The following is a 12637-nucleotide window of genomic DNA, read 5'->3' as shown; positions in this document are numbered from 1 at the left end:
TTGATTTCTCCATATTCACCTGTTCCAATAATAGCCTCTCTATTTTTCCATGGCTTACCGTTGCCCTTAATCCAGGCTTCCAGTGTCCATTGATTTTTAATAATATCCATTCCGATACAAGGATTATTATCCAGACCATCCAGACACAGCGCATAATTACCTGTTTGACTCTTGGCAATACCCGAAATTAGAATGAAGCAAATTGTGACCAGAAACAGTTTCATTTTTTCCATGCATACCTCCTATAAAATTAAGATTGAATTTAGCTTTCCTTTTGAAAGGAAATGGTGCATCTTTTCACCTGTTGTTCAGCAAACATACTTCTTCAAAAAGAAATTATTATAGATTTCATTAACCTTAATAAAAAAATAATATTGTTCAAAGAACCGAAAGCATTCCCGTCAAAACGGTGAGCGAGGTATCTCCTATTCTATTATTCTCCAGTCAACGATCTATGCCTTTTACTAAAAAGGAAATATGTTTATATTTAAGAATATAATTCCGAGCCCTTCCCTGTTAGATCTGTTCACTGTCTATCCAAAGAAAGAATATAGTTACAATGAAGAACTTCATTTTTATCTGGTTAATGCTTGGTATAGTGTTGCAGGGATTGGCCCAGAGTAAAGGAACAATAGATTCTCTGAACCGTGTTATTAATGATAGCCATAATAGGCCCGAAAGCCGGGTGCTCGCCTGTGTTGTGCAGGGCGAATACTATATCAACAAGCCCGTTAAAACGCCAAAAGATCTCGATAGCGCCTCGGTCGCCCTTAAGAAAGCCCAATATCTCAAAACAACTTTAAACGCTCCGTCAACAGCTGGTGAAATCTTGTTTTTAGCAGCCTTGATCAGTAAGCGGAAAGATTTAAAGGAAGAAGGGAACCGCCTGAATGACCAGGCACTCACATTCTTGAAAAAGAAACCCGGCAGTGATTTTCTTGGGCGAGCATTACTGGAGAAAGGAGATTATTTAAACATTGATGATAGTGTCCAGCTAAAGCAAAAGATCAAACTGCTTAATGAAGCTATGTCATGTTTTCAAAACGCAAAGTTTATAAAGACCAGGGCTGGCTTATGGAAATCAATTGGAGATCTGTATGGCATAAGCCGATCTGATCCAGGGAATCTGGCCCTGGCCCTCGAAGCTTATCAGCGGTCAATGAACACTTATTTTAGTTATGGCTACAGGAACGTCCAGGACATCTATGTAGAAATGTCTGGAATTTACCGGGATCTGGGAAATGATAAAGAAGGTTTGCATTATTGTTTAATGGCCATACAAACTGCAGAAAGAGCCAGAGACAGCAGTATGACGATGTGCCAAATCTATAATACTGCAGGAATGCAGTATTGTCAGTTACTGGATTACGCCAACGCAAAGAAATATTGGCTTAAATCATTAAAACTGGCAGAAAAGCTCAATGACAAAGGGGCTATTTTCAATCTCACAGTAAATCTATATACAGCTTACAGGCACGACAATGAGTATGGTAAATTGAAGCAATTATTAGATCGGATCCATTCCCGGTTCCCGGAAAATGATCTCCAAAACCAGTACGTTTCAGGCACTTTATATTTAGGTTATTATACGGACATAAAAGATCTGGTTAATGGGAAGAAATATAGTATGCAGCTGATAAAATTAATCAGTACTGCAAATGAAGGTATTCTTCGTCATATCGGACAGGAAACTTATTCGGCTATTGCAGATTATTACACACTTGCATCTGATTTCAATAATGCCTATAAATACTGGAAACTGGCCTATTCAACTATGATGCGCTTCGATAATAGAATGTCAAACAAAGCAGGCGCATTCCATGCGCACTTTAAGATCGATACGGCCAGTCATAACATGAGATCTGCTATTTCCTACCTGGTTCGGTACGCAAAACTGAGAGACACCATGTATACCGTAAGTAAAGCCGAGCAGGAAGCAAATCTCAGAGTATTATACGATACAAAAGAGAAAGAATATGAGTTAGCAGAAAGCAAACAAAAAATCCATATGCTTACCCAAAATGAACAGCTCCAGCGCGCAAACCTTAAGCAGGCTGTTTTGATGAGAAACATAACCATCGCCTTTACCATAATTGTAATTATTGTCAGCGCACTTCTGTTAAGAATGGTTATCCTTCGAAAAAAAGCAATGCGTAAAATCGCAAGAACAAATTCGTTGCTGGAGAAATTGGTTTCGGAAAAAGAATGGCTGCTCAGAGAGATACACCACCGCGTAAAGAACAACCTGCACACTATAATCTGTCTGCTGGAATCACAAGCTACCTACCTGGAAAAGGATGCCTTGAAAGCCATTGACGATAGCAGGCACCGCATCTATGCCATGTCGTTGATCCATCAGAAACTTTATGAGAATGACGACGTAAAAACCATCGACATGAATGATTATGTCACATCTCTTATCCATTATCTACAGGATTGCTATGATTTGAAAAATAACATCACGTTCCACCTGGAAATTGCCCCCGTTTTAATCGACGCGTCTATTGCAATTCCCATTGGTTTGATCATTAATGAGGCCGTGACCAATGCCATAAAATATGCCTTTCCTAAAAATGCCGCAGGCCGGATCTCTATTAAATTATACGAAGACCGCGAAAAAATAATTGTAATTGTAGCCGACAATGGTATTGGCATCAATATGGAGTTGATCAACAAACCCGCACCATCTATGGGCCTGCGTTTGATAAAAGGTCTTTGTGATGATATTGGAGGCAAGATCTCTTTTAATAATGATACAGGTACAGAGATCAAGTTAATATGCAACCGGATCCCGGCAGAAGAGGAGGTAATTAATATGCAAGAACTTTTAAACAATATACCAGATGCCACCTAAAACTAAAATACTCATTGTTGAAGATCAATATATCGAAGCCAGCAATCTCGAACTCATCCTTTTGCGAGCCGGATACCAGGTATGCGATATCGCCCGCTCTGTTGCTGCTGCGCTAAAAATCATAAGTACAGAAAAACCAGATATGGTACTGGTAGACATTCAGCTCCAGGGGCGCTTAACAGGAATTGATCTGGCTAAAATGTTGTCACAAAAGAATATTGCCTTTATTTTCATTTCAGCAAATTCACGGCAGCAGGTACTGGATGCAGCAAAAATGACACGGCCTTATGGTTTCCTGTTAAAGCCCTTTCGTGAAAAGGACATTTTGATCGCGCTTGATGTTGCTTTATATACCCACATGCAGGACATTGAATTAAAGCTGAAAAACAAAACAGCAGCGAATCCCCTGCTTGAAGCCAAGGCTGGCAGTAATATTGTTGGTGATTCCAAAGCTGTATTATTGTTGTTAAGTAACATTAAAGTCGTGTCACAATCAGAAGTAGCTGTGATGATCCTTGGAGAAAGCGGCACTGGAAAAGAACTGATTGCACAAAACATCCATAAGCAGTCTGCCCGCTCTAATCAACCATTTGTTACTGTAAACTGCGCTGCACTCCCTGCCAACTTGATAGAATCAGAACTGTTTGGGCATGAAAAAGGAGCCTTTACAGATGCGTCAACAACGCGGATCGGTAAGTTTGAACAAGCCAATGGCGGAACTATATTTTTGGATGAAATTGGGGAGATTCCCCTGGAAATCCAGGCCAAATTTTTAAGGGTATTACAGGAAAAAGAAATCGAGATCGTTGGAGGAAGGACCAAAAAAGTAGATGTCCGTATTCTTGCTGCCACTAACCGGAACCTCCAGGAGGCAATGGCGTCAGGCCGTTTTCGGGCTGATCTTTATTACCGGCTAAACGTCTTCCCTATTGTTTCACCTCCACTACGGGCCCGTATAGATGATATTCCCTTACTTGCCAATCACTTCGCTAAGAAATACAGCAATCAGGAGGCTAAAAATATTACTGGAATCGAGACTCATGTAATGGAATTGCTGCAGCAATATCAATGGCCGGGTAATATCAGAGAGCTTGAAAATATTATCCACAGGGCCGTTATTCTCTGTTCGGGGGATAAGATCAGCTATGTGGACATGGAAACTGAACCAGGACTAACTTCTTCCGCTTTTTCCCGCTCAAAAAACATAAATGATGTAGAAAAGGAACATATTGAGTCGGTGCTTAAGGAATGTGACTGGAAGGTTTATGGCTCTGGCGGCGCCGCAGAAATCCTGGGAATGAAAGTGCCCACCTTAAATTCCCGGATCAAAAAACTGGGTATCAAAAAACTTGGACTTAAGAAAAACAACAGGCCTTATAAAGGTTGATCCATTCTGCATCTTGAATTATTGAAATATAAACAAAAACGTTCCATCATTTACTTTATTTCAAAAAAAAACCAAGCACTAAAAAATCTAAACTACTAAAAATCAACACCTTAAAATAAAGGCATAAATCATGACAATTAAGGCTTTAAAACTTAACCTTTAATTGTCATGTAAAAAAAACTTAACAAAATCGGTCGCCATTTAGTGATGGCGCTCGCAATGGTACTTATTGCCTGTTCATCTTCATTTGCACAGATTAAAAATGTTGTTCTTGTACATGGTGCCTTCGCCGACGGATCGGGCTGGAAAGGGGTATACAGCATCCTGGTTAAAAAAGGTTATCGTGTGGTTGTTCTGCAGGAACCGATGACCTCATTAGAAGATGACGTTAAAAACTTACGCCACGAACTGGATCGGTTGGACGGCCCGTGCATTCTGGTCGGCCATTCCTATGGCGGCGCGGTGATCACAGAAGGAGGTTATCACCCTAAAGTTGCAGGCCTGGTCTATGTAGCTGCATTCCAACCCGATAAAGGAGAATCGGATCTTACATTATTTCAATCCGCTCCTGTACTACCCGAAAATGCGATATTACCTCCCGATGATGCAGGCGTTGTTTACATTGACAGGGCCAGATACCATACCAGTTTCTGTGCAGACATTCCAAAAGAACAGGCTGATCTTATGGCCGATTCTCAAGGGCAATTTGCAGGAAAGGCTTTTGCTACCCCTATAACCGATCCGGCCTGGAGACATCTGCCATCCTATGCCTGCATCGCTACAGAAGACAAAATGATCAATCCTGTGATCCAGCACAGGATATATGAACGTTCTAAATCCAAGGTCACAGAGATCAAAGGAAGCCATTGTATTTTCATGTCTCAACCCCAAGCCGTAGCTGCATGGATCATTAAAGCAGCAACCGAAATTCCAGCAGGGAAATAATTACAATTCTTCGGGAGATTGTCCCATTCCCCACCACTGGTTTAAACGAGATCTTTGTATTGTTAAATGATTAAAAACAAAAATAATTCCTAAAACAATGAAAAACTCAAATGTAAAAAATGTAGTGCTTGTGCACGGTGCATTCGCTGATGGTTCTGGCTTTAAAGCACTTTATAATGAATTAACTAAAAAGGGATATAATGTATCCGTTGTACAGAATCCTTTAACTTCATTGGAAGATGATGTTCTGGCTACACACGTTGCATTAGACAGAATGGGCGGACCTGCGGTTCTTGCCGGTCACTCCTGGGGCGGAGCGGTGATTACTGAAGCCGGTAACCATCCAAATGTTGCAGCCCTGGTTTATATAGCAGCGTTCCAGCCAGATAACGGTGAATCGGCACTGCAATGGCTACAAACTGCAGCCCCTGCACCAGAAAACGGTGTCTTACCGCCAGATGAAAAAGGCATTGTATACTATGACAAAGATAAATACCACGCTGGTTTCTGCGCCGATATTGATGCCAGTGAAGCCGCCTTTATGTATGCTTCACAGGGTGCTTTTTATGCTAAAGGTTTTGTAAGCCCAATTACAGATGCAGCATGGAGGCACAAACCAGCTTATGGTCTGATCGCTACTGAAGACAAGAGCATCAACCCCGAGATACAAAAGAATATGTACAGCCGTTCCAATACCAGGGTAACCGAAGTTAAGGGCAGCCATGTGATCTTCATGTCACAACCCGAGATTGTTGCCGGTGTAATTATTGAAGCAGCCGAAAAAGCTTCAGAAGCCTAGTTTTCATTTATATGATCTTTTGAATCCGTATCCTGTAAAAGTATAAAGAACAGCAATCTTCTTCTGGAAGATTGCTGTTCTTTAATATGGTATAGGGACTATTTAAAATGAGCCAACTTAAAACCGCAAGAAACGGCTTTCCTGCGAAAGAGAAACAAACTACTTTTGAATAAAAAGGATGATAAACCATACAGACATAGGAAGAACCCTTAAAGAAAGAAAAAAGGCTATCGGCTCCTTAATCCGTAAAGGTGATGTTACCCTTGGCGGTTACAAGAAAGCGAAGATATACGGCCTGCTTACTTGTTCATCGGGCAAAAGAATGAAAGTTGAAAACCGTGTTTTCTTTAAAGATGAAGCCGAAGCACTATCCAATGGATACAGGCCGTGCGGTCGCTGTCTCCCCGAAAAATATCAAATCTGGAAAGTCTCTCAGTATTACCCCACAGCATAGAAACTCACAAATCTGTTATCCTTATTTATTCAATATCTGTATCTGTTATACCTTTATTTATACCCGTAACTTTATGGAGTTAATTTAATTATAACATGGAAATACAAAACTCAGCAAATAAAGATATTCAAGAAATTTTCAGACTGTACAGCATCGCCACAGATTTTCAAAAATCGAAGTTCATTGTTCACTGGCCAGAATTTGAACTCAACCTGGTACAGACAGAAATTGAGGAAAACAGACAATGGAAGATCATTATTGACGGTAAAATAGCTTGTGTATGGGCAACGACCTTTGATGATCCCCAAATTTGGGAAGAACGCAATCATGATCCCGCAGTTTATATCCACAGGATCGCCGTAAATCCTGAATTCAGAGGGCAAAATTTGGTGCAGCAGATTGCAGAATGGGCAAAGGAATATGCGCTGAGCAATGAAAAAAGATTTGTGCGTATGGATACCGTCGGCGAGAACACCGGGCTGATTAATTATTATACAAAATGTGGCTTTGAATTTTTAGGATTGCTAAAACTTCAAAATACAGAAGGATTACCAGCCCACTATAACAACGCAACAGTAAGCTTGTTCCAGATTGAAGTTCAGGAGAAGCATTCAATCTAACTTTTTTCTCCACCCTACCCGGTCAAAGCACAATCTGAAGGGAAGTTAACGCTCTAAATTGTACATCCATCAATAAGAAAAACAAACTGTCGGGGAAAAATTCTAATATAGAAATTGTTCGACGCGACAGTTTGTTTATACATTTTTAGACTTAAGTAACTTCGATTTTACGGTTTATTCTTTTTAGCCAATTTTTCTGCCACTTCTATACTAAATTTATGATCCACAAGCAATTGCAGAATCTCTTCGGTTAAGTTGTCCGGCGAGGTCATCCAAACCAATGTATTATTTTGAACAATAAAAGTTCTTGGAATGCCAAATGTACCAGATGGCTTAATCCAGTTTTTATGGAAGTCACTTGACTCCTTCGAACCTGCGTACCCAACGCGAAGATCCATCAATTTTTCATTTTTGACTATAAATTCCTTCACCTTATCAAGTTCCTCTTCCCATACATCCTGAGCAATAAAAATAATCTTATCTTTAAATTTGGAATTCAGTTCACTCAAATGCGGCATAGCAGCGATACAGGGCTTACACCAGGTTGCCCAAAGTTCAATCAAGTAAATCTTATCTTTTTCAAATTTCGCTACAGGCTCTCCTTTAAGCCACTCCACCTTTGGATACTGCTCCACCTTTTCATTCACATCCAGATAGGTAATCTGAGCAAAACTATCAGAGGTACAGAATAGCAGAAAGAGAACTGTTCCGGCTACTTTAGTTATCGTTTTCATGTTTAATTTTTTAGTTTTCATTTTTTTAGTACCTGGCAGCCAATTTTATGGCTTGGTATGCATTTACAATTCCACCACTTATACATACCTCAGTAAATGGCACATTTACGATGACGTTTTTCTTTTTTACCTGGACATCATGGCCAACCTTAACCACAGATTTCATAATGATTTCTTTCACTTGTACAGCAGTTAACCTTGGATAATAAGATCTGATCAATGCCGCCAGTCCGGTAACTACAGGTGTAGCCATACTTGTACCGTCCAAAGCTTTATAATTTGATCCCGGTAGTGTTGAATAAATACCAACACCCGGAGCAAATACATCCACCCTCGTCTTTCCAAAATTAGAAAATGAGGCAACAAGCTTTTCATCATCTTGAGCATTACTTGCGCCAACATTTAACCAGGCTTGTGCAGTGTCCCTACTATTAGAATAAAATTTATTAGGAAAATAATCGCCCTCATTATCTAAATCCAGTCCATCATTACCGGCTGCATGCACCAACAAAACATCCTTAGACATCGCATACCGAACTGCCTCGTCCACTCTGTCCTTATTTGGCGAGTAACGCTTGCCAAAGCTCATGTTAATGATCCTCGCCCCCTGGTCTACCGCATAGATAATTGCATTAGCAACATCTTTGTCTCTTTCATCTCCATTTGGGATTGCCCTAACATTAATGATTTTAACATGATCAGCTACCCCATCAATCCCGATACCATTATTCCTGACAGCACCAATAATTCCAGAAACATGTGAACCATGACTTGCATCAGGCCCCATCACATCTGTACTTCCGTAAGTTTTTTCTTTAATATCACCAATGTTGTCCCCAACCAAATCTCTTGGATCAAAAGACAAATTTAAACCATAGTCGTACTGCTCTTTCAGGTGTTTCACGCCATCACTTAATTGAGTTCTAAAACCTTCCATGGTAAGCGTAGAATCCTTTTTAAATTCATTTAAAATCATCGCTTTAATTGAACTTTGAAGTAACGTTAGCGGAACATAGGTTTTTAAATCATTTAGCGCTGGCTTGGGTTTTCCAATTCCCTCAAATATCGTATCTGAAGCCAATTTATAACCGCTCATATAGTTAAGACCGTCTCTAGCTTGCTGAAACTGCTTACGAAAAAGAGGCAATAACTTTTTGTATACAGCCAGACCATTGGTATCAGCAGGTAAATTATTCAAATCTGGAAACCGTTTCTGGCCAGCCCTGATTAAACGGGTAAGTTCAAGAGTTTCGTTATTCACATTTCCTCTGGCTGAGCCTAAAAAACTCCATCCCCATTTCTTAGATGTATGCCATAGATTCGGTTTAAGATCAACATGACTGGTATCCACCCCCCCATCAATAACAGCTACAATCACCTCTTTACCCTTCTTACCTTTCAACAACTCAGTATAGGTCCGCTCTGTGCTGATTCCAAAAACGCCGTCCCTTTCCAAATCCTGATTTTGCCAGTTGATTTTTTGCGCATGGACAGTTCCAAATGCGCTACATAGCATGATTAAAAAAATTATTTTTTTTAGTTTCATTATTCAAATTTTAACAATAACTACCCTGTCACTCATCCGCTACTTACCCATTGCCTTCTTAATATCGGCAACAGGATCTTTTATTAGATCAACCGCACGGATTAAAATTTTTCCTTCCGGTGAAATCAGGTAAGCATGAGGTCCCGCATCCAGAGATACATCATAAGCTTTCATCAGTGAACTCTTTTCATTAGAATCATAAGGCACCAAAGGCATTGTGTCCTTTACATTTATGATATTGCCAGCTATCAAAGAAGATTCTTCCAATACATCTTTCCATACATATTGTGTATTAGGTGTATCGTAATAAACAGATAAAATAACCAGATTTTCATCCTTAAACTGCCTGCTGATTTTTGTCATGGCAAAAGCAAGAGGGTCAAATGGTATGAAATTCCTTGACCAAAAGAAAAGGAAAACATGCTTACCTTTTAGTGAAGAAAGAGAAACTGGTTTTCCTGATATATCATTTAAAGTAAAATCAGGAGCCATATTACCTGGCAGGAGTTTTTTGGCGACAGGCAATCGACTGGTCATCCTTTTCCCCTCTATGCTATTTTTCATCTTGTTAGAAAAGGAGTTAAACTCCGGCTCTACTACACCCGGGTCCACAATTCCATTCTTTTTCCTTGACCACAAGTTAAAAGCGACATAACTATCCGGATGAGATTTAATAAAAGCAGTCTGAATACTCATCTTTTCAGCCATTAATTGCCTTTGCAGACTACTTAATTCCTTTAACTTAACCTGATCCTCTTCTTCCCTTGCCTTTTTTACCTGTGCATCCAGTTCATCTCCTTTTTTGGCTATGGGTTTATATAGTTCCATTAAAGCCATAAAGTCGACCATCGAGGGCCCGCCTTTAATATCTGAAGTTAAAAGTGATGAATTTCCTATAACTGTTATGTCGGTTGGATCAAGGAAGAGTTCCCTGTATTCACCTCTAATCTCCTTGTTAGAAGGAATAAATGTAAGGGAAGCAAATATAGGTTCAAGTATTTGTCCCTTTAATGAAAACTTACCATCTACAACCTTCGAGGAATCTACCATATCTGTATGGTTCATAAAATATCTTATCGTCATCATCCCCTGCTGGTCCTTTCCAATCTGGCCAGTAATAGAAAATGGTTTCTGGGCCAAAAGCCCCATAGATGCGGTTAGAAATACAACGAATAATCCGCTGCTTTTTAATAATTGTTTTAAGTTCATCGTTTTATAATAAAAAATTAAATACTAAGGATTATCTGACATTCCAGGATTTGTCTGAAGTATTAAAGGCGGCAATCTTAGCGTAAACCGTAATGGCATTAGCTGATTGGACTGGGTCACCGTCACTCCGTCAGCGCCGTAGGTATGATGTGTATAAGTACGGGAAGAGAAAACCGGGTCTAACGAAAGTCTTCTCATATCTAGCCAACGCTGCCCCTCTCCCGCAAATTCACGAGTTCGTTCATCGATAATAAATTTCAGTAGATCGGTATCCGATGTTATACTGGCCGGTACACCGGCTTCTGCAACCGGCATCCTATTCTTGCGCAATAATTCTACATCGGCCTTCGCACCTACAAAATCGCCGGTTCGTACCCGGACTTCAGCATGCATCAACAGAAGATCAGCCAGCTCAATACCCACATGTGAATACGTTGCATACTTCCGATACAATCCTCCCGGAATCGGTGTGCGATCTGAATGCACATTACCGTAAAAATTTCTTCTCAAATCTGAAGTTCCATATAAATTCATGGTCTCGGGTGTCATAACTAATCCGTAGCTAAAACCCAGATTAGCTGTTTTTAAAAGTATTGACTCCTGATACTTTGAATAATTATTTCCTGGATAATCCGGACCGGAAAAACCGATAGGAAAAAAAACTCCATCTGCAGCAAATGCATTATTATAGTTATATAGACTAGGAGGAGACGCAACATTTGAGAGGTCGTTAAACGCATCATTGAGCTGGGCCAATGCATCTTGGTATCTGTTCATATATAAATACACCTTTCCTAATAAGCCCCTGGCTGCTGGGCGCGACATCCGGGTTACAAAAGAGCCTTTCAACGGAAGGTTAACGATAGCAACCTGTAAATCGCTGATGATCTGGCTATACACTTCCTTAACTGAATTTCTTTTGAAATTCTTCGCGTTGACATCAGCATCCTTAATAATAGGAAAACCGGGATCAGTCGCTGCTGTAGCTTCGTTGTAAGGCTTTCCATAATGATTGATGAAATCAAAATTAATCCAGGCGCGCGTAGCAATAGCCTCTGCCTGTAAAGCTGCCTTTTGTTGAGCCGTACCATCCGAAATGGTGGTTACTTCGTTTATGATTTTATTACAGATGTATAAATTCAGCAATTGATAACTCATATAAGTCACTTCCTGACCAGGTGTGTAGAGATCGGCCTCCCAGGCAAATCCTCTTTGTGCATCTGTCCCGGCATTTTTGAAATAATTTTGCTCGGCAGCAATCTCATCGCCCATAACTATTGTCACATCACTGACATCCATCTTATAAAAACTTGTGTTGTTCATTAACAGATCGTAATCTTTCAATGTGGTAGCAACTAACTTACCTTTGGGCACAATTTCTAAAAAGTCTTTTTTACAGGAAATAAGGAACACTACTACCATTATCAATCCTGATACTTTGTAAATATTTGCTTTCATGTTCTTTTTTTTAAAATGTAATATTTGTCCTGATGCTATAAGAATGGCGAAATGGAGGAATAATCCTAATCCCCGTATTCAGATCATTAAATTCGGGGTCAATGCCTTTTTTATTTGCTGTCCAGACTAGAAAGTTTGTGGCCTGGAGGGTGAAACTGGCCGATTTCACCTTGATCTTTCTTAACAGATGATCAGGTAGCTTATAAGATAGATTAATATCCCTAATCTTTGCATAGGATGCACTTACAACATTCACATCCCCCTGTGTATAATAGGCCACATTTCTTGTGAAAAACGACTCATAACCGGGGATGTACGAAGGAATGTCAGTAAACTTCTCATCACCAGGCTGTTTCCATCTATTTAAAAAGTCAGTAGTTAGATTGCCATCGAAATTTGGCGTGTTTGAGGTACTTACCGTGATTCTTCTTGTATAGATTTGATTGACATCTGCCCTCATTACATGTCCAAGATTAAAGATCATGTTAGCTCCTAGTGAAAAAGCCTTATAAGTGAATATATTGCTTAATCCACCGCTATAAGGCGGATTGGTCGTTCCACTGTATACCAAGTCGTTTACTGTTTCAACACCTGGAGTACTGTTAATACTGCCATTGGCCAACTTGATAAT

The 12637-nt window shown here is 39.9% G+C and carries 10 protein-coding genes and 2 pseudogenes; 6 read left to right on the top strand and 6 right to left on the bottom strand.

Going from position 1 to position 12637, the window contains the following annotated elements:
• Positions 1-233: pseudogene (locus tag VNZ46_RS26880) on the bottom strand (endonuclease); the annotation flags it as partial.
• Between the two features lie 326 nt (positions 234-559).
• On the opposite strand from VNZ46_RS26880, the gene VNZ46_RS26875 reads away from it, so the two are divergent.
• The 6 genes from VNZ46_RS26875 (at position 560) to VNZ46_RS26850 (ending at position 7059) form a co-directional block, all read left to right on the top strand.
• Positions 560-2854 (top strand): sensor histidine kinase, encoded by a 2295-nt coding sequence (locus VNZ46_RS26875; RefSeq protein ID WP_325564365.1) that lies wholly within the window; start codon positions 560-562, stop codon positions 2852-2854.
• The gene (locus VNZ46_RS26870; protein WP_325564363.1) at positions 2844-4241 is read left to right on the top strand and encodes a sigma-54 dependent transcriptional regulator; all 1398 of its coding nucleotides are present in this window, start codon (positions 2844-2846) and stop codon (positions 4239-4241) included. Before VNZ46_RS26875 ends, VNZ46_RS26870 begins: the two co-directional genes overlap by 11 nt.
• 207 nt (positions 4242-4448) lie before the next feature.
• The gene (locus tag VNZ46_RS26865) at positions 4449-5186 is read left to right on the top strand and encodes an alpha/beta hydrolase (RefSeq protein ID WP_325564366.1); all 738 of its coding nucleotides are present in this window, start codon (positions 4449-4451) and stop codon (positions 5184-5186) included.
• Positions 5187-5283: 97 nt separating this feature from the next.
• Positions 5284-5985, top strand: coding sequence for an alpha/beta hydrolase (locus VNZ46_RS26860; protein WP_325564361.1), 702 nt, complete (start codon positions 5284-5286; stop codon positions 5983-5985).
• A gap of 178 nt (positions 5986-6163) precedes the next feature.
• Positions 6164-6439, top strand: a complete 276-nt coding sequence (locus VNZ46_RS26855) for an Ada metal-binding domain-containing protein (RefSeq protein WP_325564358.1) — start codon at positions 6164-6166, stop codon at positions 6437-6439.
• Between the two features lie 95 nt (positions 6440-6534).
• Complete coding sequence (locus VNZ46_RS26850) at positions 6535-7059, top strand: GNAT family N-acetyltransferase (RefSeq protein WP_325564356.1); 525 nt, start codon at positions 6535-6537, stop codon at positions 7057-7059.
• A gap of 167 nt (positions 7060-7226) precedes the next feature.
• On the opposite strand, the gene VNZ46_RS26845 is transcribed toward VNZ46_RS26850, so the two are convergent.
• From VNZ46_RS26845 to VNZ46_RS26825, 5 genes and pseudogenes are all read right to left on the bottom strand, one after another.
• On the bottom strand, positions 7227-7793 hold the full coding sequence (locus tag VNZ46_RS26845; RefSeq protein ID WP_325564354.1) for a TlpA disulfide reductase family protein: 567 nt from the start codon (positions 7791-7793) through the stop codon (positions 7227-7229).
• A gap of 25 nt (positions 7794-7818) precedes the next feature.
• Positions 7819-9309, bottom strand: coding sequence for a S8 family serine peptidase (locus VNZ46_RS26840; protein WP_325564352.1), 1491 nt, complete (start codon positions 9307-9309; stop codon positions 7819-7821).
• Between the two features lie 69 nt (positions 9310-9378).
• Entirely contained in the window at positions 9379-10548 is a 1170-nt protein-coding gene (locus VNZ46_RS26835; RefSeq protein WP_325564350.1) for a redoxin domain-containing protein, read from the bottom strand.
• Positions 10549-10572: 24 nt separating this feature from the next.
• On the bottom strand, positions 10573-12006 hold the full coding sequence (locus tag VNZ46_RS26830; protein WP_325564348.1) for a RagB/SusD family nutrient uptake outer membrane protein: 1434 nt from the start codon (positions 12004-12006) through the stop codon (positions 10573-10575).
• Between the two features lie 10 nt (positions 12007-12016).
• Positions 12017-12637, bottom strand: a pseudogene (locus tag VNZ46_RS26825) (hypothetical protein); the annotation flags it as partial.

Source organism: Pedobacter sp., assembly GCF_035566355.1.
GTDB lineage: Bacteria > Bacteroidota > Bacteroidia > Sphingobacteriales > Sphingobacteriaceae > Pedobacter.
Note: the sequence above shows the minus strand (reverse complement) of the source record. Positions and strands in the feature narration are given on the sequence as shown.